This window comes from Marinobacterium nitratireducens (genome assembly GCF_014645375.1).
GTDB lineage: Bacteria > Pseudomonadota > Gammaproteobacteria > Pseudomonadales > Balneatricaceae > Marinobacterium_A > Marinobacterium_A nitratireducens.
Genome location: NZ_BMLT01000005.1, coordinates 163,804 through 187,462, shown reverse-complemented (window position 1 = coordinate 187,462; position 23,659 = coordinate 163,804). Strand labels below are relative to the sequence as shown.

General features: G+C 60.3%; 18 protein-coding genes, 1 tRNA gene and 1 pseudogene. 14 read left to right on the top strand and 6 right to left on the bottom strand.

The window, feature by feature from the left end; translation table 11 throughout:
• Window positions 1-941: 941 nt before the first annotated feature.
• The 10 genes and pseudogenes from thrS (at window position 942) to IEX85_RS11135 (ending at window position 8,765) form a co-directional block, all read left to right on the top strand.
• Complete coding sequence (thrS, locus tag IEX85_RS11175; RefSeq protein WP_188860673.1) at window positions 942-2,858, top strand: threonine--tRNA ligase; 1,917 nt, start codon at window positions 942-944, stop codon at window positions 2,856-2,858.
• Between the two features lie 20 nt (window positions 2,859-2,878).
• Window positions 2,879-3,412, top strand: a complete 534-nt coding sequence (infC, locus tag IEX85_RS11170) for a translation initiation factor IF-3 (protein ID WP_188860912.1) — start codon at window positions 2,879-2,881, stop codon at window positions 3,410-3,412.
• A 104-nt stretch (window positions 3,413-3,516) separates the two neighbouring features.
• The gene (rpmI, locus tag IEX85_RS11165) at window positions 3,517-3,711 is read left to right on the top strand and encodes a 50S ribosomal protein L35 (RefSeq protein WP_188860672.1); all 195 of its coding nucleotides are present in this window, start codon (window positions 3,517-3,519) and stop codon (window positions 3,709-3,711) included.
• Window positions 3,712-3,756: 45 nt separating this feature from the next.
• Window positions 3,757-4,113: a 50S ribosomal protein L20 gene (gene rplT, locus IEX85_RS11160; RefSeq protein ID WP_188860671.1), complete on the top strand. Its 357-nt coding sequence runs from the start codon at window positions 3,757-3,759 to the stop codon at window positions 4,111-4,113.
• Between the two features lie 393 nt (window positions 4,114-4,506).
• Window positions 4,507-5,445, top strand: a complete 939-nt coding sequence (pheS, locus tag IEX85_RS11155) for a phenylalanine--tRNA ligase subunit alpha (protein ID WP_505718234.1) — start codon at window positions 4,507-4,509, stop codon at window positions 5,443-5,445.
• Window positions 5,399-5,497, top strand: a pseudogene (locus IEX85_RS24300) (tRNA ligase subunit PheS family protein); the annotation flags it as partial. The gene pheS and the pseudogene IEX85_RS24300, both read left to right, overlap by 47 nt.
• A 65-nt stretch (window positions 5,498-5,562) precedes the next feature.
• Window positions 5,563-7,944 carry a phenylalanine--tRNA ligase subunit beta gene (gene pheT / locus IEX85_RS11150; protein ID WP_188860670.1) on the top strand — a complete coding sequence of 794 codons (2,382 nt, stop codon included), beginning with the start codon at window positions 5,563-5,565 and terminating at the stop codon, window positions 7,942-7,944.
• A 17-nt stretch (window positions 7,945-7,961) separates the two neighbouring features.
• Window positions 7,962-8,267, top strand: a complete 306-nt coding sequence (gene ihfA, locus IEX85_RS11145) for an integration host factor subunit alpha (RefSeq protein ID WP_188860669.1) — start codon at window positions 7,962-7,964, stop codon at window positions 8,265-8,267.
• Entirely contained in the window at window positions 8,245-8,607 is a 363-nt protein-coding gene (locus IEX85_RS11140; protein ID WP_188860668.1) for a MerR family transcriptional regulator, read from the top strand. The genes ihfA and IEX85_RS11140 overlap by 23 nt, the downstream gene beginning before the upstream one ends.
• 81 nt (window positions 8,608-8,688) lie before the next feature.
• Window positions 8,689-8,765 (top strand) — tRNA-Pro (locus IEX85_RS11135).
• Window positions 8,766-9,261: 496 nt separating this feature from the next.
• On the opposite strand, the gene IEX85_RS24005 is transcribed toward IEX85_RS11135, so the two are convergent.
• Window positions 9,262-9,624 carry a hypothetical protein gene (locus IEX85_RS24005; protein ID WP_229721887.1) on the bottom strand — a complete coding sequence of 121 codons (363 nt, stop codon included), beginning with the start codon at window positions 9,622-9,624 and terminating at the stop codon, window positions 9,262-9,264.
• Between the two features lie 198 nt (window positions 9,625-9,822).
• On the bottom strand, window positions 9,823-12,336 hold the full coding sequence (locus tag IEX85_RS11120) for a CoA transferase (RefSeq protein ID WP_188860667.1): 2,514 nt from the start codon (window positions 12,334-12,336) through the stop codon (window positions 9,823-9,825).
• 725 nt (window positions 12,337-13,061) lie between these two features.
• On the opposite strand from IEX85_RS11120, the gene IEX85_RS11115 reads away from it, so the two are divergent.
• The 4 genes from IEX85_RS11115 (at window position 13,062) to gcvA (ending at window position 18,550) form a co-directional block, all read left to right on the top strand.
• A complete protein-coding gene (locus IEX85_RS11115) occupies window positions 13,062-14,687 on the top strand; it encodes a BCCT family transporter (RefSeq protein ID WP_229721886.1) in 1,626 nt (541 codons plus the stop codon).
• Window positions 14,688-14,788: 101 nt separating this feature from the next.
• Window positions 14,789-15,946 carry an iron-containing alcohol dehydrogenase gene (locus tag IEX85_RS11110; RefSeq protein WP_188860666.1) on the top strand — a complete coding sequence of 386 codons (1,158 nt, stop codon included), beginning with the start codon at window positions 14,789-14,791 and terminating at the stop codon, window positions 15,944-15,946.
• A gap of 57 nt (window positions 15,947-16,003) precedes the next feature.
• A complete protein-coding gene (locus IEX85_RS11105; RefSeq protein WP_188860665.1) occupies window positions 16,004-17,500 on the top strand; it encodes a CoA-acylating methylmalonate-semialdehyde dehydrogenase in 1,497 nt (498 codons plus the stop codon).
• A 153-nt stretch (window positions 17,501-17,653) separates the two neighbouring features.
• Window positions 17,654-18,550, top strand: coding sequence for a transcriptional regulator GcvA (gene gcvA, locus IEX85_RS11100; protein WP_188860664.1), 897 nt, complete (start codon window positions 17,654-17,656; stop codon window positions 18,548-18,550).
• Window positions 18,551-19,112: 562 nt separating this feature from the next.
• Here the strand turns inward: gcvA and IEX85_RS11095 are convergent.
• The 4 genes from IEX85_RS11095 to IEX85_RS11080 are packed head-to-tail and all read right to left on the bottom strand — an operon-like array spanning window position 19,113 to window position 22,952.
• Window positions 19,113-19,529 (bottom strand): hypothetical protein, encoded by a 417-nt coding sequence (locus IEX85_RS11095; protein WP_188860663.1) that lies wholly within the window; start codon window positions 19,527-19,529, stop codon window positions 19,113-19,115.
• Window positions 19,526-21,943 carry a DUF3987 domain-containing protein gene (locus tag IEX85_RS11090; RefSeq protein ID WP_188860662.1) on the bottom strand — a complete coding sequence of 806 codons (2,418 nt, stop codon included), beginning with the start codon at window positions 21,941-21,943 and terminating at the stop codon, window positions 19,526-19,528. The genes IEX85_RS11095 and IEX85_RS11090 overlap by 4 nt, the downstream gene beginning before the upstream one ends.
• A complete protein-coding gene (locus tag IEX85_RS11085) occupies window positions 21,943-22,764 on the bottom strand; it encodes a hypothetical protein (RefSeq protein WP_188860661.1) in 822 nt (273 codons plus the stop codon). The genes IEX85_RS11090 and IEX85_RS11085 overlap by 1 nt, the downstream gene beginning before the upstream one ends.
• Window positions 22,764-22,952: a helix-turn-helix transcriptional regulator gene (locus IEX85_RS11080; protein WP_188860660.1), complete on the bottom strand. Its 189-nt coding sequence runs from the start codon at window positions 22,950-22,952 to the stop codon at window positions 22,764-22,766. Before IEX85_RS11080 ends, IEX85_RS11085 begins: the two co-directional genes overlap by 1 nt.
• Window positions 22,953-23,659 lie beyond the last annotated feature (707 nt).

Sequence of the window (23,659 nt, the reverse complement as noted above, 5' to 3'; positions counted from 1 at the left end):
AGCCGTAGGATGGGTGAAACGACGCTTAGGCACGGCATATCCGGCTCTGATGTAGTTTGGGCGTCGTGTAACCCATCATGAGGTATCGGTTCGGCACCGAGGAGCCGGAGGTAATGATGGGTTACGCCGCCACGAACAAGGTGCTATCCGGTCAGTGCATGGCAATGGCGCTCCACCCATCCTACGATTCTGAATATCCAGCCGTAGGATGGGTGAAACGACGCTTCGGCACGGCATATCCGGCTCTGATGTAGTTTGGGCGTCGTGTAACCCATCATGAGGTATCGGTTCGGCACCGAGGAGCCGGAGGCAATGATGGGTTACGCCGCCACGAACAAGGTGCTATCCGGCCCGTGCATGGCAATGGCGGCTCCACCCATCCTACGATTCTGAATATCCAGCCGTAGGATGGGTGAAACGACGCTTCGGCACGGCATATCCGGCTCTGATGTAGTTTGGGCATCGTGTAACCCATCAAGAGGTTTCGGTTCGGCACCGAGGAGCCGGAGGCAATGATGGGTTACGCCGCCACGAACAAGGTGCTATCCGGCCCGTGCATGGCAATGGCGCTCCACCCATCCTACGATTCTGAATATCCAGCCGTAGAATGGGTGAAACGACGCTTCGGCACGGCATATCCGGCTCTGATGTAGTTTGGGCGTCGTGTAACCCATCATGAGGTATCGGTTCGGCACCGAGGAGCCGGAGGCAATGATGGGTTACGCCGCCACGAACAAGGTGCTATCCGGCCCGTGCATGGCAATGGCGGCTCCACCCATCCTACAATTGAGGTGTTCCCGAGGTGGCCGCGCCGCGGCGCTTCCTGTATACTTTTCCGCCCTTGAGTCCGTACCTCGTCTGTACGGCATTAACAAGATTTACCGGCCAAACGCCTTAAGTGACCTGTCGTGGGGGTCACCACTGAGCCAAAAGGGATATACATGCCTGTTATTACGCTTCCTGATTCCAGCAAACGCGAATTCGACAACCCGGTCAGCGTTCATGACGTCGCGGCGTCCATCGGTACCGGTCTTGCCAAGGCGGCGCTCGCCGGCAAGGTCAACGGCACCCTGGTGGATACCAGCTACACCATCACCGAAGACTGCGACCTGGCGATTGTCACCGCGCGCGATGAAGAAGGCGTCGACGTTATCCGTCACTCCTGCGCCCACCTGATGGCGATGGCGGTGCAGGAGCTGTTCCCGGGGGCTCAGGTCACCATTGGCCCGGTCATCGACAACGGCTTTTACTACGATTTCGCCTACGAGCGTCCGTTCACGCCGGAAGATCTGGAGAAGATCGAGAAGCGCATGCTGGAGCTGTCCAAGGAAAACCTGGCGGTGTCCCGCTCGCTGATGAGCCGCGACGAGGCGGTGGCGATGTTCGACGAGATGGGCGAGAAGTACAAGGTCGAGATCATCAAGGACATCCCGGGCAACGAGGAACTGTCGTTCTACTCCCAGGGCGATTTCATCGACCTGTGCCGCGGTCCGCACGTGCCGTCCACCGGCCATATCAAGGCGTTCAAGCTGATGAAGGTCGCCGGTGCCTACTGGCGCGGCGACTCGAACAACGAGATGCTGCAGCGCATCTACGGCACCGCCTGGGGCGACAAGAAGGAACTCAAGGCCTACCTGTTCCGTCTGGAAGAGGCCGAGAAGCGCGACCACCGCAAGCTGGGCAAGCAGCTCAACCTGTTCCATATGCAGGAAGAAGCGCCGGGCATGGTGTTCTGGCACCCGGCCGGCTGGACCCTGTACCAGGAAATCGAGCAGTACATGCGCGCCAAGCTGCGCCGGCACGACTACCAGGAGATCAAGACGCCGCAGGTGGTCGAGCGTACCCTGTGGGAAAAGTCGGGTCACTGGGACAAGTTCTCGGAAGAGATGTTCACCACCCATTCCGAGCACCGTGATTTCGCCATCAAGCCGATGAACTGCCCCTGCCACGTGCAGGTGTTCAACCAGGGCCTGCGCTCCTACCGCGAGATGCCGCTGCGCCTGGCCGAATTCGGTTCCTGTCACCGCAACGAGCCGTCCGGTGCGCTGCACGGTCTGATGCGCGTGCGCGGCTTCGTTCAGGACGATGCCCACATTTTCTGTGCCGAAGCCGATATCCAGCCGGAAGTGGCGAGCTTTATCGACTTCCTGCACGAGGTTTACGAAGACTTCGGCTTTACCGAGGTGCTGTACAAGCTCTCGACCCGTCCGGAGAAGCGTGTCGGTTCCGACGAGAGCTGGGACAAGGCCGAGAAGGCCCTGGGCGATGCGCTCGACGCCGCCGGCCTGAAATGGGACCTGCTGCCGGGCGAGGGCGCCTTCTACGGGCCTAAGATCGAATTCTCGCTGAAGGATTGTCTCGGTCGGGTCTGGCAGTGTGGTACCATTCAGGTCGACTTCTCGATGCCGGGCCGTCTCGGCGCCCAGTTCGTCAACGAAGAGGGCGAGCGCGAGACGCCGGTCATGCTGCACCGCGCGATCCTTGGTTCCTTCGAGCGTTTCATCGGCATTCTGATCGAAAACTATGCCGGTGCCCTGCCGACCTGGCTGGCACCTCAGCAGGTGGCGGTACTCAATATCACCGACAAGCAGGGTGAATATTGTAAAAAAGTGGCGCAACTTCTTGAAGATAAGGGGTTCCGTGCACAAGCGGACTTGAGAAACGAGAAGATCGGCTTTAAAATCCGCGAGCGTACACTGCAGAAGGTCCCCTACCTTCTGGTAGTGGGGGACAAGGAAGTGGAATCCGGCTCGGTGGCCGTGCGTACCCGCACCGGCGAAGACCTGGGCACCTTGTCCATAGAAGAATTCGTGGCACTTCTGGCGAAAGACGTTGGCCAGAAAGGTCGCAAGCACTAATCTGAGCAGGAGATAGTACCATCAGGCGCGATAACAGACGCGGCGAAAAACGCCCAGCGATCAACGACAATATCAAAGCACGCGAATGTCGACTGATCGGTCCGGACGGCAGCCAGATTGGAATAGTATCGATTCGAGACGCTCTTGAGGCAGCTCAGGAAGCGGGCCTTGACCTGGTACAGATCGCAGAATCCGACCCCATCGTCTGCAAGGTGATGGACTACGGCAAGCATCTGTACGAAGCGAAGAAGCAGGCGAACCTGGCGAAGAAAAAGCAGGTTCAGATGCAGGTCAAGGAAGTGAAATTCCGTCCCGGGACGGAAGAAGGGGATTACCAGGTAAAACTGCGCAACCTGGTACGTTTCCTTGAAGATGGAGACAAGGCCAAGGTAACCCTGCGGTTCCGAGGTCGTGAGATGGCCCACCAGGAGTTGGGTATGCAGCTGTTGAACCGGGTTGAAAAAGACCTGGAAGAGCTGGGTACCGTTGAACAGCGTCCGAAGATGGAAGGCCGTCAGATGACCATGGTCATCGCTCCGAAGAAGAAAAAGTAACCCGTTCGGCGCACAACCCGTAACTGTTTCCTTCGGGATACGGCTGCGGGTTTTGTTGTTGTCCGGGTGAACACAACTTAACGAATGCGTGGAGATGTATTGAAATGCCCAAGATCAAATCAAACCGCGGCGCCGCCAAGCGCTTCAAGAAAACTGCGAACGGCTTCAAGCACAAGCAGGCTTTCAAAAGCCACATTCTGACCAAGAAGAGCACCAAGCGTAAGCGTCAGCTGCGTCCGATGCTGCAGGTTCATGCAGCGGACCAGGCGCTGATCAAGCGCATGCTGCCGTACATCTAAGTCACTCTTGGTATCAACAGAACTCAGCTTTAGGAAGGTATTGCAATGGCTCGCGTAAAACGTGGTGTTATCGCACGTCGTCGTCACAAGAAAGTATTGAAGCAGGCCAAGGGTTACTACGGTGCCCGTAGCCGTGTATTCCGCGTTGCTAAACAGGCCGTCATCAAGGCCGGTCAGTACGCTTACCGCGACCGTCGTCAGCGTAAGCGTCAGTTCCGTGCCCTGTGGATCGCCCGTATCAACGCCGGTGCCCGCACCAACGGTCTGTCCTACAGCCGTCTGATCGCCGGCCTGAAAAAAGCCAGCATCGAGATCGACCGCAAGGTCCTGGCCGATCTGGCCGTTCACGAGCAGGCTGCGTTTGCCGCTGTCGTCGAGAAAGCGAAAGCTGCCCTGGCGTAAGGCACACCCGCCTCTTGTAGGTAATTGATCGAATCGAACAGGGGAAGGGTGCAAGCTCTTCCCCTGTTTTTTTGGTTCTTCGCAGATGACAGAAATCAGGCGATGAAACCGTAGGATGGGTGGAGCCGGGGCAGCTGATGGCATGTAGGATGGGTGGAGCCGCAATGGCGCTGCGATTTCAGAACGCAGCGGGGATTGAGCGGCGCAACCCATCACTGTCCCAGGTGTCCACGGCCTCGAATCAGCTGCCCAAGATGGGTTTCCCGAAAAACTGCTCCTGCGTTTTCGGGATTTCCACCGTCCGTGGCGGTTACACGACGCCCTGTCTGCATTGGGCTCGGAAAGCCCTTGCCCGGGCGTCGTTCCACCCATCCTACGAATTGCGCCTTCTTCATGCTGAAGCGCGAAGTACCTTTATCTTTGGAGCCGGTAATGGAAAACATTGAGTCCCTGTTGACGCAAGGCATCGAAGCCGTCGAACAGGCCACGAGCACCCAGGATCTGGACCAGGTCCGTGTTCAGTATCTCGGTAAGAAAGGTCATCTTACTCAGCTGCTGAAAGGGCTGGGACAGTTGTCCGCAGAAGAGCGTCCGCAGGCGGGTGCGCGCATCAACGAGGCCAAGCAGGCGCTGCAGGCCCAGCTCAACATCCGCAAGGATGCGCTCGAGTCCGAGGCTCTGAACGCCAAGTTGGCGGCCGAAACCATCGACGTGACCCTGCCGGGCCGCGGCCAGGAGCTGGGCGGTCTGCATCCGGTCACCAAGACCCTGGAGCGCATCGAGGCGTTCTTCGCCGGCATCGGCTACAGCGTTGCCGAGGGCCCGGAGATCGAGGACGACTACCACAACTTCGAGGCGCTCAACATTCCCGAGCACCACCCGGCGCGTGCGATGCACGACACCTTCTACTTCAACGCCAACACCCTGCTGCGGACCCACACCTCGCCGGTGCAGATCCGTACCATGGAAGAGCAGAAGCCGCCGGTGCGCATCATCTGCCCGGGTCGCGTCTACCGCTGCGACTACGACCAGACCCACTCGCCCATGTTCCACCAGGTCGAGGGCCTGCTGGTCGACAAGAACATCAGCTTCGCCGACCTCAAGGGCACCCTCGAGCAGTTCCTGCGCGAGTTCTTCGAAGAGGACGTCAAGGTGCGCTTCCGCCCGTCCTACTTCCCGTTCACCGAGCCCTCGATCGAGGTCGACATCGACCGTGGCGACGGCAAGCCCGAAGGTGTTCGAATACGTCGGTATCGACCCGGAAGAGTACACCGGCTTCGCCTTCGGCATGGGCGTCGAGCGCCTGGCCATGCTGCGTTACGGCGTCAATGACCTGCGCCTTTTCTTCGAGAACGATCTTCGCTTCCTGCGCCAGTTCAGCTGATCGCCGATCAGCTGAAACGGAACAAGTGGAATCAAGCGAGTTAATAGTTTAAGCAGGACAGCAGAATGAAATTCAGTGAACAGTGGTTGCGCGAACTGGTCAACCCGGCGATCGACAGCGACGCCCTGGTGGCGCAGATCACCATGGCTGGCCTTGAGGTCGACGAAGTGGTGCCGGTGGCCGGCAAGTTCTCCGGCGTCGTGGTCGGCGAGATCCTCAGCGCCGAACCGCATCCCAACGCCGACAAGCTGCAGGTATGCAAGGTCAGCGACGGCCATGAAGAATTCCAGGTGGTCTGCGGTGCGCCCAACGCGCGCGCGGGCCTGAAAACCTCCTTCGCCAAGGTCGGCGCGGTGCTGCCGGGCGACTTCAAGATCAAGAAGGCCAAGCTGCGCCAGGTCGAGTCCTTCGGCATGCTCTGCGCCGAGGACGAGCTGGGCCTGTCCGAGGATCACGGCGGCATCATGGAGCTGGCGGCCGATGCGCCGGTGGGCCACTGCCTGCGCGACTACCTCGGTCTCAACGACCAGATCGTCGACGTCGACCTGACGCCGAACCGCGGCGACTGCCTCAGCATCACCGGCCTTGCGCGCGAAGTCGGCGTGCTCAACAAGGCGAAGGTCCGGTTTGTCGACGCCGAGCCGGTGGAAGCCCGCATCAAGGACGCTTTCCCGGTCGAGGTCGAGGACAAGGCCGGCTGCCCGCGCTATGTCGGTCGCGTTATCCGCGGCATCGACGCAGGTGTGCAGTCGCCGCTGTGGATGGTCGAGAAGCTGCGCCGTGCCGGCATCCGCTCCATCGATCCGGTGGTCGACGTCACCAACTACGTGATGATCGAACTCGGCCAGCCGATGCACGCCTTCGACCTGAACCAGCTTCACGGCAATATCGTCGTGCGCCCGGCCGGGGCACGCGAGAAGCTGACCCTGCTGGACGGCCAGGAGGTCGAGCTGACCGAAGGCACCCTGCTGATCGCCGACGAGAAAGGCCCGCTGGCGATGGCCGGCGTGATGGGCGGCGAGCACAGCGGCGTGACCGCCGAGACCCGCGACATCTTCCTCGAGAGCGCCTTCTTCGCGCCGCTGGCAATCGCCGGTCGTGCCCGTTCCTACGGCCTGCACACCGACTCGTCGCACCGCTTCGAGCGCGGCGTCGACTGGCAGCTGCAGCGCAAGGCGATCGAGCGCGCCACCGCGCTGCTGCTCGAAATTGTCGGCGGCCAGCCGGGCCCGGTGACCGAGGTCAAGAGCGCCGAGCACCTGCCGGCGGCCGCCACCGTGCGTCTGCGTCATGCCCGCGTCAACCAGCTGCTGGCGTTCGAGATGCCGGCGATCGAGATCGAAGAGATCCTCGAGCGTCTGGGCATGCGTCTGAGCCAGGTCGAAACCGGCGTCTGGGACGTCGCCGTGCCGTCGTACCGCTTCGACATCGACATCGAGGTCGATCTGATCGAGGAGCTGGCGCGCGTCTACGGCTACAACAACCTACCGGTCAAGACCCCGACCGCCGAGCTGCCGTTCACGCCGCACCAGGAATCCCGTGTCGAGACGCGCCAGATGCGCCGTCACCTGATCGCGCTGGGCTACCAGGAGGCGATCACCTACAGCTTCATCGAAGCGGGCCTGCAGAAGCAGTTCGACGACCAGTACGAAGGCGTCGCGCTGGCCAACCCGATCTCGGCCGAAATGGCGGTGATGCGCACCAGCCTGTGGCCGGGCCTGGCCAAGGCGCTGCAGTACAACCAGAACCGCCAGCAGGATCGCGTGCGCCTGTTCGAAACCGGCCAACGCTTCCTGACCCAGGACGCGGAACTGGTGCAGGAAAACGTTATCGCCGGCCTGATCGCCGGCAGCCGCGAGCCGGAAGGCTGGACCACCGGCAAGGCGCAGAAGGTCGACTTCTACGACCTCAAGGGCCATGTCGAGTCGCTGCTGTCGCTGGGCGGCGCCGCCGAACAGTTCAGCTTCAGGGCCGCCAGCCACGGCGCGCTGCACCCGGGCCAGAGCGCCGCCATCGAGCGCGACGGCAAGGTGATCGGCTACATGGGCGCGCTGCACCCGAGCCTGGTCAAGTCGCTGGACCTGGACGCTCCGGTGTTCCTGTTCGAGATCAGCCTCGAGGAAGTCGCCCGCGGACGCCTGCCGCGCTTCTCGGAACTGTCGAAATTCCCCGAGTCGCGTCGCGACCTGGCGCTGATCGTGGATGAGAAAATCGCCTTCGAAGACCTCCGTCAGGTGGCGCAGAAAGAGGGCGGCGAGTACCTGAAATCGGTCCGTCTGTTCGACGTCTATCAGGGCCAAGGTATTGAAGCAGGACGAAAAAGTCTGGCCGTCGGCTTGACCTGGCAGCATCCATCGCGCACTCTTAATGACGAAGAGATCAACGGAACCATCCAGGCGGTTGTCGCCGCGCTGAAGTCGGAGTTCGGCGCGACATTGCGGGAGTGATGACAGGGGAGAACGGCATGACCTCGTTGACGAAAGCGGAAATGGCGGAACGCCTCAACGAAGAACTTGGCCTCAACAAGCGCGAGGCCAAGGAAATGGTTGAATCCTTTTTCGACGAGATCCGTGCCAGCCTGGCGGCGAACGAACAGGTGAAGTTGTCGGGATTCGGCAACTTCGACCTGCGCGACAAGCGCCAGCGCCCCGGCCGCAACCCCAAAACCGGTGAGGAGGTCCCCATCTGCGCACGCCGCGTGGTGACCTTCCGTCCAGGCCAGAAGCTCAAGGATCGGGTAGAAGCCTATGCCGGAAACCGGTCAGAATAACCACGACCGGCTCGAACCCATCCCCAACAAGCGGTATTTCACGATCGGCGAAGTCGCCAGGCTGTGCGACCTCAAGACCCACGTGCTGCGCTATTGGGAACAGGAGTTCGACCAGATCGCCCCGGTCAAGCGCTCCAATCGGCGCTACTACCAGCGCCAGGACGTACTGGTCATCCGCCAGATCCGCAGTCTGCTGCACGAGCAGGGCTACACCATCAGCGGCGCCCGCCAGTGGCTCTCTGGAGAGCAGGCCGGCGACGACTCGGCCCGCTACAAGCAGCTGGTCCGGCAGACCATCACCGAACTCGAGGACATCCTCGCCAACCTGAAAAGTTTTTGAAGAAAAAACTTCACAGAAACAAAACCTTAGGGTATATTACCCACCACTTCGAAGCGACGATCGTCGGTTCGTTCTTACAGTCGGGGCGTAGCGCAGTCTGGTAGCGCACTTGCATGGGGTGCAAGGGGTCGCAGGTTCAAATCCTGCCGTCCCGACCATTAAAATCCTCAAAATATCAAAAGCTTATCCTGAGCGCTTTAGTTCTTAGTGCCTAGTGTGTTTTTGCTGGTGCAGGACTGGTGCAGGAAATTATTCCCGTAAACTAGGCTGGTGCAGGAAACTCACAGCTTTTCGAAGTTGGTTACACGCGTCCCTAGTAGCTGAGAAGGCAAACTTTGCATAAGTGCCGATAGTAGCGCTCCAGTTTCAGCGCAGCTATTTCAGGTAGGGATAGAAATCCAACCCGGCGTTCCGGGAAAGTATGGAGCAGGTCGCAGAGGAACCGTCTGGTGCCAAGCGTCTCGGCTATGCCGTAACCAACTGAGAGGGCGACAGTCAGGTCAACTGTATTGCCGCGCCGATCCTGAATATTCGCAGTGAGTCGTTAGCGGATATCAGTGCCGCCGTCAACGATAAACTCATGAATGCAAAGGATGCAAGCACCTACTCGAAGAGTCTGGTTAAGGCTGCGCGGCAATTGTCATCCAGGATTATTTAGCCTGTACTGACTCGGTTTAGCGGCAGTCCGCGGTCGAGAAAAGCCGCAATATTAGCTTTCAGGCCGAGCGAGACACTGCGACAGTGCTCCGGGATATTACTGACCTTGATCCCGCGGGCTCGGGCGGCTTCGATATCGATACGGTCAGTTTGGCTTCCTGCGATTGCAATGAGTTCGAGCGAGGTAGGTAGCTGGATGATCAGGCTCGCGTCCATTGAATCCTTTTCACCGCAGATATAAATGCGCGCGCCGCTTGACACTTTCCCACGGGCGGTCGCGAGGCTTCCCAACGCTTTTAGCGGGTCCGTCAGTTCAGAAGGAAGGGAGGGGCTCAACGCAATACTTGTTTTGTGATGCACAATTGAATTCTCCGATATGCACAGGGAGGAGCTGCTAAGGGAAACCGACGCTGTTCAAGCGGGACAATCACAGGCAAACCAATCGCACAGTTTGATCGTACGGCGACTTTTACCGGATCTAAACACCCCCGGTGGTACCGGGTTGTGTTCATGAACAGGCGTGGTAAAAATCAGGCGGGCGAATGCCCGCCTATAGGGTCAGCTCGGCAGGAACTCGCGGCCCCAGCCGGTGCCGGCAATGCCGCGCTCGATCATCGACTCGATCTCGTCGGCGCGGTAACCCGCACCCTCGAGAATCTGCCGGGTCGAGTGGCCGAAGCGCTCGGTCGGCGTGACCGCCTTGATGGCGGCTTCCTGCGGCCGGATCGCGTAATGGTCGATCTGGGTGATGCAGTGGCCGCTGGGGTGATCGTGGTAGATCGAGAAGGCATAGCTGCCGCGGTCGATGCCGACGCTGCCGTCGGCTTCACGGCTGTACAGCTCGCGCAGGGTCTCGATGGCCAGCGGTTCAGCGGCTGCGATGTCCGCCTCGTGCAGCACTTCGATCCAATAGGCCGAGGGCGCCTGCGCGAAGGCGGTGCGCAGGCAGGCGGCCCGGTCCTCGGCTTGGCCGATGCCTGCCAGCCCCTCGATGGCGTCCAGCTTGTCGAGTTCGGCCGGGCTGGCATCGAGGAAGATCCAGCCGTCTTCGGTCCGGTAGAAGTGCGACAGCGCGTGGTTGCCCAGGGCTTCGCGGCCTGAGGGCTCGTCGAAAGGCGCGCGTCCGGCGTAGTCGAAGGCGAACGGCAGCTGAGCGATGTTGGTGACGGCGGACAGCGAGGTCCGGGCCCGGGTCGCCTGGCCGGTTTTCAGCTTGTGGTACAGCGCGACCGCCATGCCTAGGCCGGCAGCGAAGCCGCAGTTGACGTCCAGGGTGCCCAGGTGGGCGTGCTCCTCCGGCGTCGCGGGTCCGCCGAAGCGGCTCATGATGCCGCTGTGAGCCTGGATGATGTCGTCGTAGCCGATGTAGTTGCTCTTGGGGCCGACACGCGGGCCGCCGAGGCAGTCCAGACGACAGAACAGCACGCCCGGGTTGATGGCCTGCAGGCTGTCGTGATCCAGGCCCAGCGGCTTCATTTGCCGGTCGGGGGCGTTGATCACCACCAGGTCGACGGCGCGCACCAGGCGGTTGAAGGCCTCCCGTCCTTCTTCGGTGGTGATATCGACCAGGGCGCTCTGCTTGCCCATGCCGCACTGAAAGGTGAACAGCGTGCCGATCAGCGGATCATACAGCGGCGTCACCGGATCCAGCTTGGTGACCTGGGCGCCGAAGCGGGTCAGGAAAGCGGCGGAGTGCGGGCCGGCGATGACGTTGGTCAGGTCGAGCACGCGCAGGCCGTCGAGCCAGCCGCCCCGGCTGGCGGGTGACTTGGCCTGCAGCGCGGCGTAATCGGTGGCCGCCTCCGGAGAGCCGGCTCGCAGCACCGCCAGCGCTTCATCGAAGTCGACATTGCGGCGCGGGCGCGGGTGCAGCATCGGCTCGGCGAGGCCTTCGAGCCAGGCGATCGGACCGGGCTGTTTCATCCGGCCGTATTCCGGATCGTCCACTTCGACGATCAGGCCGGCGGCGTTGGTGTGCTCGCTGTTGACCCATTCCTGCGTTGTGCGATGCGGCGCACCGGGGATGTGGCCTTCGCCGAAAATGCGGCCCCACTCCTCGGAGGTCTTGGTGAGGAAGGCCTTCTTCATCTTGGCCGAGATGATATCGGCCCATTTCTTCGGCAGGGGGTACACGCCGATCGAGGTTTCGCCGTCCCACTCGCTGATCGGCAGGTGCAAGTTTTTCACGTCCGGCAGCCCTTCGGCCACCAGTTCGTCGTAGATGCCCAGTACCTGCAGGCAGCGTTTGGCATGGTTGCGGTGCGACGGGCAGACACAGTAGAACATGCGGCCGTCGGCGCATTCGTAGGTGCGATAGAAGGGGTCGAGATATTCCTGCAACGCGTCATAGCTCAGGTCCATCTCGATGCCGTTGGCCTTGCGATACTCGATCTCCTGCTCGCGCATGGTCTTGTAGCGCTCCGGCAGGCCGTCGATGACAATAGAGTTGTAGGATAGTCCCTCCATCAGCGCGGCGGTGACCGGCACCTCGATGCTGTCGCCATGGCCGCTCTTTTCCCGTTCCAGCAGCGCCATGACCACAGCGCCGGCCGCCAGCGAGGTGGCGTAGGAGGACCCCAGCGGCAGCGGCGAGAAGCTGGGGTTGAGGCCCATCAGCACCCGGTTGAAACCCATATCGGTGAAGGCGCCGGAGGTCGCGGCGACGATGGCTTCGGTGGCTTTCCATTCCCGGCGCAGCTCATCGTTGCTGGCGAAACCCGGCACCGACAGGGTGATCAGCGCCGGGCGCGCCTCGCGCAGCCGGGCAAAGTCGACGCCCAAGCGCTGCATCACGCCGGGGCGAAAGCTTTCGATGACGACGTCGGCCTGGCCGATCAGTGTCAGGGCCTGCTCGAGACCGGTATCGGTTTTCAGATCCAGCCGCAGGCAGCTCTTGTTGCGGTTTAGAATCGCATTGGCTGGATGGTCCCACTGCGGGCCAGTCGGTGGATCGATATGCACGACGGTTGCGCCGAGATCCGCCAGCACCATGGCGACCGCCGGCCCGGCGATTTGTTGGCCGAAGTCAACAACTCGGATGCCGGACAAAGGCAATTGATTGTTATTCTGCATGTCAATTATTCCTTCTCGCTGTTGATGCAGTTTCCTGCGATTAAATGCATTGATGCTGTACGCTGGTTTTTCGGACGGCTCTTTAAGCGAAGTGCTGACGTGGCTCTAATAAGAGCCCGTTTTAATTTGCCAGCATTCGAGGGTTTCTCGAAAGACAGAGCGATATTAAAAACGCTGGCCCAGGGGCGCCAGCAATAAAAAATATGCCTTAGGCCTGATTTTAATTATGGCTGAGAGCTGGCGGCCCTGGGTGACAGTCCCTGTGTCCATAGAGTCGCCGCACTGGAGGTGTGGCGGTGAGGCGGCGGATGGGGTGTCGCGCTCAGGTATAAATAAATTTGGGTCTAAGGTCATTATATTATTGCTTCCCAATCCGCGAATTAATTACAAGAATGGATCCCGTGTTGGTGGTGGCAGCGGTTCGTCCGAACGCTTTTTTATCTGACGTTGCTATTTGTCAATTGGTGGGCGACTGGCAGGCTTGTATCAGTTGTTCACGACTTGCCTGGTTGTGCTGATTGAAAATCCTGTTTGGTTTGATCGGCTGTCATATTAATCAATCCTGATCCCGATGTTGGATCACTTAGAATCAAGGCCTTCACTATGAATAATAATTACAAGACCGGGCTGATGCCCGAAAACTTCCTTGAACCGGCCCGGCCACAGCGGACCCCTCAAGGTGGCACTCGGGCTGCGTGCGCCATGGCAGCAGGGGAGGTGCGGTCATGAGCGGTCGCCCGAGTGCAATGGGGCCCGCGGGCGGAGCTGTCGCCGGCAATCCGGTGATGGTGATCGGCTCCGGCCTACTGGTAATGGTCTTCGTACTATTCACTGTCCTGAATGCCGATGCAGCGAGTGCCCTCTACGCGGCGGCAAAAAACTATATTGCGTCGGATCTGGCCTGGTATTACATCGCTCTGGTGAGTTTCAGTCTCTTTCTGGCGGTCTGGCTGATCTTCAGCCGCTATGGCGACATTCGCCTGGGCCAGGACAGCGACCGGCCGGAGTTCAGCAACTTTTCCTGGTTCTCGATGCTGTTCGGTGCGGGCATCGGTATCGGCATTCTGTTCTGGAGCATTGCCGAACCGATCTACCACCTTCAGGGCACGCCCTTCTTCGCGGACGATCAGAAAGGGACCGTGGAAGCGGCGCAGATTGCGATGCGCGTGGCCATCTTTCACTGGGGCTTACATGGCTGGGGGCTGTTCGCCGTTATCGGTTTGGCGCTGGCCTATTTCGCCTATCGCAAGGGGCTGCCACTATCAATCCGCTCCTGTCTCTATCCGGTGTTCGGCGAGCGTATCTACGGGCCCATCGGTCATGCCGCCGACCTGCTAGCGGTGTTCGGAACGGTGTTCGGCATCGCCACCTCGCTCGGGCTGGGCGCTCAGCAGATGAATGCGGGGCTGTCCCATCTTCTCGGGATCGAGGTCTCCACCACCAATCAGGTGATTCTGATCGCCGTGATCTCGGTGATTGCCACCGCTTCCGTGCTGTCCGGCGTTAACCGTGGCATCCGTATACTCAGCGAATGGAATATGCACCTCACCGTCCTGATTCTGGGATGCTTCGTCGTCTTCGGCCCGACCGCCTACGTTCTCGGCGCCTTCATTACCAACCTGGGTGACTATTTCGTCCATGCCGTCGCGCTCGGGTTCTGGGTGGATCCGGATCCTCAGGGGCAGTGGCAGGGCTGGTGGACGATTTTCTACTGGGGCTGGTGGATCGCCTGGGCACCGTTCTGCGGCATTTTCATCGCCCGTATCTCGAAGGGACGGACCCTGCGTGAATTTGTGCTGGGCGTGCTGATTGCCCCGACCCTGCTGGCGGCGTTCTGGATCACGGTGTTCGGTAATACCGCCATGTATATCGAACTGTTCGGCAACGGCGGTGTCGTCGCCGCCGTCAACGAGGATGTCACGATGTCGCTGTTCAAGACGCTCGAGCTCATGGACATGGGGCGCGTCGTGACCCTGGCGATGGCGACGATCTGCACCCTTATGCTGGTGACCTACTTCGTCACCTCGGCCGATTCCGCGACCCTAGTGATCTGCACCCTGGTCTGCATGGGCAACGACCATCCGCCATCCCGCTATCGGGTGTTCTGGGGCATGGCCATCGGGGCCGTCGCCGCGGTGCTGCTGTTCGCCGGCGGGCTTAAGGCGCTGCAAACGGCGTCGATTGTGGCGGCCCTGCCATTCTCGGTGGTGGTGATCCTGGCCATCTACGGCTTGTTGAAGTCGTTGCGCGCGGAGCTGACCGACGTGCGGGCCGCGAAAGACGCCGACCTGTCCAGGCGTTCGATCGAACCGGCCACGGCAAAGGCGGTTTCCGTGACCTCCACCAATTGATCGCGACCGGCACTGTCGGGTGACGATGCCGGTCGCTACCACGAGAACTGCCAGCAAAGCCGGGCCCTTTGGACTCGGCAACCACAAATTCTGGAGTTGTTATGTCCACACAAATCGTTCTTCCTCGCATATTGCAGACGGGCGCGGGTGCTAGTCAGGAAATTCCCAACGTTCTGGCCAGTCTGCACTGCCGCCGGCCCCTGATCGTCACCGACAAAATGATGGTTGAGCTTGGCTACGCGGCGCGGATTCAGCGCTGTCTGGAGCAGCATATGATCTTTCCGGACATCTTCGATGCCACAGTGCCGGAGCCGACAGTCGGCTCTATTCAGGCGGGTGTCGAGCAAGCCCGCTCGGGCGACTATGACTGCCTGATTGCACTCGGCGGCGGCAGCCCCATCGACAGCGCTAAGGCGATTGCGGTACTGACCAAACATGGCGGTCAGATGCGCGATTACAAGTTCCCCCGCATCGTGCTGGAAGGAGGACTTCCGGTCATCGCCGTACCGACCACGGCCGGCACTGGGTCCGAAGTGACGCGCGTCACCATCATCACAGACGAGACCAGTGACGAGAAAATGCTCTGTGTCGGTCTCGGCTTCATGCCGGTGGCGGCGCTGGTCGACTACGAGCTGACACTGAGCCTGCCGCCGCGCATTACCGCGGACACCGGTATCGATGCCTTGACCCATGCGATCGAGGCTTATGTCAGCAGGAAGGCCAACCTCTACAGCGATGCCCAGGCGCTGGCGGCGATGCGCCTGATCGCCCCGAACCTGCGCCGGGCTTACCAGGATGGCTCGGACAAGGTCGCGCGTGAAGCCATGATGCTCGGCTCGACCCTGGCTGGGGTGGCCTTTTCCAATGCCTCGGTGGCGCTGGTACATGGCATGAGTCGGCCGATCGGCGCCTTTTTCCATGTGCCCCATGGCCTATCCAACGCCATGCTGCTGCCGACCGTCACTGCCTGGTCGATTCCGGCGGCGCCCGAACGCTACGCCGATTGCGCCCGGGCCATGGGTATCGCAAGCGAACAGGACGATACCGACACATCCAACCGCAAGTTGCTCGACGAGCTGCGGGCGCTTAACGACGAACTGCAGGTGCCGAGTCCCGAGTTGTTTGGCATCGAACGCCAGCGCTTCGTCGAGCTGTTGCCGGTAATGGCGGAGCAGGCGCTGGCGTCCGGCTCGCCGGGCAACAACCCGCGTGTACCCGACGTTAACGCCATCATCGAGCTGTACCGGCAGCTCTGGTAAACCGACGTAACCCGGGGCTGTCTGCTGATGGCCCGAACCAACCTTGAGGACAACACAATGGAAACACTGGGACACCTGATCAACGGCCAGATGCTGGTAGAGGGCACGCGCCGCCAGGACGTATTCAATCCGGCTACCGGCGCCGTCAGCAAGCAGCTGGCGCTGGCATCGCGGGAAACGGTCGAGCAGGCGATCGCGGCGGCCCACGAGGCCTTCCCTGCCTGGCGCGACACGCCACCGATCAAGCGGGCACGTATCATGTTCCGTTTCAAAGAGCTTCTGGAGCAGAACGCCGACAAGATTGCCGCGCTGATTGGCGAAGAGCACGGCAAGATCGCCCACGATGCGCTCGGCGAGCTGCAGCGCGGCATCGAAAACGTCGAATATGCCTGCGGCGCGCCGGAGCTGCTCAAGGGCGAGCACAGCCGGAACGTCGGCCCCAATATCGATTCCTGGAGCGAGTTCCAGCCGCTGGGCGTCGTGGCGGGCATCACACCGTTCAACTTCCCGGTGATGGTGCCGCTGTGGATGTTCCCGATGGCACTGGTGTGCGGAAACTGCTTTGTGCTCAAGCCGTCGGAGCGGGATCCCTCATCCACGCTGTTCATCGCCCAGCTACTGCAGGAAGCGGGATTGCCGGATGGCGTCATGAGCGTCGTCAACGGCGACAAGGAGGCGGTCGATACCCTGCTGCACGACGAGCGGGTGCAGGCCGTCAGTTTCGTCGGCTCGACGCCGATTGCCGAGTACATCTATTCAACGGCCACCGCCAACGGCAAACGTTGTCAGGCGCTCGGAGGCGCCAAGAACCACGCCATCGTGATGCCCGACGCCGATATGGACAATGCCGTCAACCAACTGCTGGGCGCGGCCTTCGGCTCGTCCGGCGAGCGCTGCATGGCACTGTCGGTGGCGGTCGCGGTGGGCGATGCCGCGGCCGATGCGCTTGTCGGCAAGATGAGCGCAGCCATGGCCGGCCTCAAGGTGGGCGCCTGTACTGACAGCAGCAATGATTTCGGCCCGGTGATCACCCGCCAGCACCAGGAAAAGGTACTCGGTTATATCAACAGCGCCGAAGCGCAAGGGGCCTCTGTTGTCGTCGATGGACGTCAGGTCAGCGTGCCCGGGCACGAAAACGGCTTCTTCGTCGGCGGTACGCTGATCGACCACGTCACCCCCGAGATGGTCAGCTACCAGGAGGAGATCTTCGGGCCGGTGCTGCAGGTGGTGCGAGTCCAGACCATGCAGCAGGCAATGGAACTGATCAACGCCCACGAGTATGGCAACGGAACCTGCATCTTTACCCGTGACGGCGAAGCGGCGCGCTACTTCAGCACCCATATTCAGGTTGGCATGGTCGGTATTAACGTGCCGCTTCCGGTGCCAGTGGCCTATCATAGCTTTGGCGGCTGGAAGCGTTCGCTGTTTGGCGACCTGCATGCCTACGGGCCAGACGCGGTACGCTTCTACACCCGACGCAAAACCATCACCCAGCGCTGGCCGAGTGCCGGGGTGCGTGAAGGGGTCGAGTTCTCTATGCCAACGCTGAAATAGTCGTTTGTGCCTGCAGGCGTCCGTCCGAAAGTGGACGCCTGCCGTTACACGGGCCGTATCCCGATCGCACCTGCACGGTGGCTTCAGGCTGGCGCTCGGGTCGCCGATCGGTGACACTCGTTGCAATAGAACCGTCGGAGCAACCCTACGCCCATGAACAAGAAGCGCCTGCCCCCCCTGAACTGGCTGAGGTCCTTTGAAGTCTCCGCCCGTCATCTCAATTTCACCCAGGCTGCGACGGAGCTCAATCTGACGCAAGCCGCGATCAGCCAGCAGGTCAAGGGGCTGGAAACCCAGCTGGGAACCCCTCTATTCAAGCGCCTGCCGCGCGGGCTCGAACTGACCGATGCCGGCAAGGCTTATCTGCCGCCGGTGCGCGATGCCGTCGAAAGCCTGGTGGCGGTAACCGATGAACTCTTCGGCCAGGGATTCACCAAGGCGTTGACCATCAAGGTCAACCTGGTGTTTTTTACTCGTTGGCTTGTGCCCCGCCTGGAACAGTTCCGTGCTCTGCACCCTGAGGTGGGACTGCGCTTTACCAGCAATATATGGGTCGACGAACGAAAGTGGGATGCCGACCTCGAAATACGCTATGGTCTGGGCGCCTGGCCGGGTCTGAAGGCGGAGCGGCTGACCTGGGACAAGCTGCTGCCCGTCTGCAGTCCGACGCTTGTCGGGGGCGGTTCGCTGCCGACATCACCAGAGGAGTTGGTCGGTCAGACGCTGCTCCATGTGATAGGTTACAAAGAGGGATGGAGTTACTGGTTGGGTCAAACCGGCTTTGCCCATCTCGAAACATCACCGGGCATACGGTTCGATACCCTGATCTCGGCGTTGGAAATGGCAACGCAGGGACATGGTATCGCTCTGGGACGAACCTCGTTGGTATCGGACATGCTTGCCGACGGGCGACTGGTAGCCCCCTTTCCCCAGCAAGTTGAGACCCAGGAAGCCTTTTATCTGACTTATCCTGAACATCAGTATGTGCACCCCCACGCCGAAACATTCCGTGCCTGGATTGTTGGAGAAGCCGAGAGCGGGCACGACTGAGAACGAAGCCATTTACTTCCGGTTATGAAGTCCCGGGGCCCATTAGCGTGCTGCAGCTGTGGCCGATTTGTGCCGTGTGCGACTGCATGGTGGATGTCTTCTTGGAATTAGCGCGTCGCTCGAAAGCTAGCGCCAACAAGTCGGAGTTTACGTAGCTATCTCTAAGTGGTGCCGTTGGTGAGCAAATAAAGAAGTTTTGTGAGGTGGGTGGCACTGGTCGGGTAGTCGCCTGATGCTAGACTGAAACAACATGCGAGCGTCCTTGCTGCCAAATAGTCGGGGAGGGCGGCGCTATCGAACCCGCTTCACGCGGCCGCCGGTCCATTATGAAAATAACCCTCCATGCTATACCAGGCTGGCGCTGAAATGAACGTAAACGTCCAGTATGCCGTTCGGTTGTGGTACGGGGCTGGTGGAGGGTGTACAGTGCTGGCAGCAGCCGATCAGAAGTGAGGTTTTGTGAGGTTCGGTACGACCGGGTGGCACGGTGGGGGGGCTATGGGAAAGATAAAGGGCAGCCCAACGGGTGTCGAGGTTGCCCTTCTTGTGTCTGTTCTGGTGGCTACTTCGCCTGGGTTAGCAGCCAGCTGTTGGCCGCGTATCGGCCCGCGTTCTCACGACGGTGGGCCAGAGGCTCCTGTGCGTGTGCCTTGACCCAGAGGTCGTGATAGTGGCTGAGCCGGTCGTGCCTCTGATTCATCGAGCAGCGCCCCAACAGGCGGTTGACGAAGTCGCGGTCGTCCTTGAGCAACGGCAAGTCCTGCAGGTCCTCGGCGAAGAGCAAGCGCGGTTGGGTTTCATCCGCGCCAGGCTCTACCAGTCTGTAGTGTCCGGGTGCATCTTCGTATGGCTCAGACAACCTCCAATTTTCACTAAAAGCCCCCGGTGACTGGTCGACAAAACTGACAAAAGGGGTAATGTCGGTTTTGTCGGTGCCGTGTTGGGTGCGTTGCCCGATTTTCTGCAGCCAAGGGTTCATGCTGCATCCTCGAACGTTTGCCAGAAATAAGCGGTCTTGGGTCGCCCTGTGGTCTGCGTTTCCTCCACCAGCAGGTAGTGGTGATCAACAAGCAGCTCCAGGGCCTCCCGGACCGCGTCGGCACTATCCAGCCCAGCCCAGCCCTTGCGCTGGATATCGCGACTGCTGAAAGGATTGGGCAGCTGGTCCTGTTTCGCGACGATCGTCTTGGCCCCATTGATGTCCCGGTTTCCGGCGGCGCTATACAGCCGTTCAGCATGGCTGCGCAGGTAGCGCGCCCAGCCAAGTGCACGGCAAGTGGAGTCGTGGTCTACTTCACCGCGCTGGCCGTCAATCACCGCGAACAGCAGTGCCAGGGAGCAAATGGTTTTCGGCATCTTCAGCAGGTGCGCTTCGAGTGCCGGCAACAGCTCCCCACTCCTGGCTTCCGCTTGAAGCTCGGTCATCCACTCGATGAAAACCTGCTGGGCATCCGGAGTGAAACGCCAGTACGGCGGCTGCCCCTCGTTCAGCTCGAAGCTCAAAGCCTGGAGCCGATAGAAGGTCTGCTTGTACAGCTCCTTGGCTCTCGCGTCCGGAGCACGGTCGTTCCAGGCCCAGTTACGTACCGGATCCGGCCAGACGGCAAGCTGGAAGCGCTGGATCAGGCCATCGTCATCGGTGCCGCGCGTTGCGCCCCGTACCAGCGGCGCAATTTTCGCCGGCTGGATACCTCCGATGATGGAGAGGTTACAGTGCTCGATGGACACCGTGCCCCGTCCAATGCGGTCATAGGTGTAGCGGCCGTCTCCATTGAAGCACTCCAGGTAGAAGGCTCGGTCGGCGGCGTACTCATCTTGCTGCATCTTCGAGAGCCAGCCCGCCAGCTCATCGCGTACCAGGACCAGCCCGTTCGGGTTTTCATTCAAGCGTTCGCCGAGTGCCTCTACGGTCGCGTCGTTGACGATCAAGCGGGGCGGCGCCTCCGGTACGGCGACGGAAGACTCGAGCAGAGCCAGCTGTGCCTTGGCGCCGTCGCGGTCTCCCTGGTCGGCGAGCTTTTTGGCCCGCTGCTTGGCTGCCTTGCGCTCCAGTTCGAGCAGCTCGGCATCTATTACCGACTCCGCCAGTTGAGCCTTGTGCGCTTCCTTCATCTCGCGTTCGATCAAGTCGAGAGGGAAGCGCATAGCGCTCAGCGACGGCGACTTCATCGCCGAGGGTCCGCCGATCATCGCACCCCAGAGGTTCGGTGTGATGGTCCAGTCGTCGTTCTGCTTCGGGCGGATCAGTACCTTGCGGCCGAGTACACCTGCCAGGCTAACCAGTGCCGCGACGGCACAGAAGTCGGGCGCACACTGCTGGCGATTGGCGACGTCCATGACATAGCTGCGGATCACTTCAGGCAGCAGTGCTGGATCGAAGGGCTCCACCGGCGGCAGGCTATTGGGCAGCGGTACCGGCTGCGTTCGAGTCTGTGCCACATTGACCGCCCGCGCTTGGTCGAGAAGCTCCCGCGCCTGGTCCGGGGTCACATCGGCTGCATCAGCCTTATCCGGGAGTGCCTGGGGGGCGATCAATAGCAGTTCGGACGTCAGGCCCTTGAGCTGTTCGATGATCACCGCCGCAGCTTTGCAGCCCGGCTCGTCGTTGTCCGGCCAGATCACAACTTTGCGGCCCTTCAGCGGCTCCCAGTTGGCTTTGGAGACTGCGTTGGTGCCACCCATCCAGGACACCGCCACCAGCTCCGGGAACAGCTGTTGTGCCGCATCAGCGGCCTTCTCGCCCTCGCAGACCAAGACCTTGGCATCGGGTTGGTGTGCCAGTCGGTCCAGGCCATACAGCGGGCGGAGGGAGCGGCTGGCCAGGCCTTTCCAGCGCCAGCCACTGCCCTGGCTGTCCTGCCAGTAGGTCAAGGGCAGAACCTGCTTGCGTTCGCTGACCGGATCGAAGCGGCAGACGTAAAAGAGCACCTGGCCCTTGTTGTCACGGTATGTCCACGAGCTGGTCGCCTCGCCGAATTTGAAATGGGTTTTCGGCGGCATCGGTGCAGTGGCCGGAGCCGGGAGCAGGATCTGCTCCCCGGAGCCGGTTGGCTGGTGGTGTGCATCATTTGCCGCCGCACGCATTGCGCTGAGCTGGTGGCGATTCATCAGGTCCAGCGCGGCGGTCTTCTGATCACTAAAGTTATTCAGGTAGGCCCAGAGGCTGATCAGATCGCCGCCACAGTCGCTGGTCGAGAAGTCGGCCCACTTTCCGGAGTCGAGGTTTACCCGGAACGAGCCGGGTTTCCGGTCGTGGCGTGTGGGATTGAGTGCAACCCACTCGCGGCCTTCAGCCTTGCCGTCCGGCAGCCACTCCGGCACGAGTCGAGAAGGGGTGAGCAGGCTGTTGATCATGGCGAAATCAACAGCGCTATGCTGATTCGCCAGGTTCATTATGCGGCCTCCTTGTTCGGCAGCTCCTCAGAGCCGCCGGTCAGATCATTCTCGGAGAGCAAGCAGGCAAAGGCGTGCAGCCGCTCCTTAACCTCTTCATAGATAGCTTTGTAGTGGCGGTTTTGTGCCATCCCCGAGGTCAGCGCGCACTTCGCGATGATCTCGGCGGTGGCCAGGAGAGCCAGTTCGTGATCAGTGAGTCGGTCGCGCAGTCCTTTGCAGTCTTTGGGGCTTCTGGTCGGGAACAGCGCCTTGTAAATAGCTCTGGTAATGTTCCCGTGCTGACGCACGGCGTTTTTGCTGCCCTGCTCGATGGAGTATTTTCTGAACTCATCGACCACCTGGCTGAGATCCTTGCGAGCGATCTTGCCTGCGGATCGATTTTTCTGCCAGTCGGGCGTCCGGCAGACCTCGTCCAGTTCCCAGTGCTTGCCCGCCTTGCGGAAAAGGCGCTTGATGAGCTTCAGCAGTTCGGGGTGGGGCGTACGTCCGCAAATAAACGGAAGGATCTTCAGAACCGCAGACTCGTCCAGGTGATAGTCGCTCGGTGCGGTACAGGCGTTGGCCGAGTACGCCGTAGCATACTCATGCGCGCCGATGAATCGATCTTCGATCAGCGAGTTGACGAGCGCCATGACCTTCTTGTGAGACTGTCGGCATGTTTTTGCTACAGCCTCGACAGGCACGGTGACGACGTCTTTTGGCGGAACCGGTTGCGGCAAGAACGAAGTCGTCGATTGCATGTAGGTGCTCGGGGTATTTTTCTTGACGTTGACAGAGCCAAGGCTGGTGGTGCCAAGAATGAGGGTTACTGCCGCCATTACGCTGCCACCTCCCGTGCTTCGAGCCACTTCGACAGGTCGGACTCTCGGTAACCAACACAGCGCTCACCGATGCGGATCTTGCGCGGGAAGGTCGGGTCGTTCTTGGCAATGCGGTACAGGGTGGCGCGGCTGACGCTGATGAAGTTGGCGGCGTGGGTTGGGCGAAGGATCTGGCTTTTGTGCATTAGGCTGTTCCTGTTGAAAATTAGTTGGCTAAAGACGAACGGAAACAACAAGGCGACGGTGGACCAACCGGCGCTTTATGAATGTTCAAGCCCAGGGGGAGGGGGTTGCTCGAATGGCATCGGCATTCTTTAGAGTTCTTCGCGAGCTTCATTAAATACTAATGCTTTATGGCTAGTGCTGGTTTTGGTGTGATGAATGTTTTCGATCGCTGTGAGCTAACAGGCTTTCGAGTAATTTTTAGGTTTTCAGTTTTTTTGAAGTTTTTTCGATTTTTTAAGGTTTTTTATCTGTTGGAAGGGTCCTTACGCTTGAAAAGTGGTGGATGATTCATAGCTCTCCTCGGTGGTTTCTGAAATTGGATTCATTAGTGGGCATCGGCGAAGCTGACTCCTTCGTCGTAGGCTCGCTCCATTACTGTAAAGCGGTCTGCGCATGCCGTAGGGCGCGCTCTTTGTGGCTTCCTAAGGATGCGCCAGCTTGGTTTTGCAACACCTATGCAGCTCCGTGCACGCCTCCTGGTTTGCGTTTTGGTTCAGGGCTGCATTGCGAACCGGAGGGGCGTGGAAAGTTATCCATATGCCCGTAGTTGTAGCTCGGGTTACTTCACTCCGTCGGCTGGTGTCTCGTTAATGTGCGTAAGATATCGTTTTGTTTTAAAGCGTCAAGGTGCGATATGGGTGTTTTTATATAATAATTTTTGTCATGG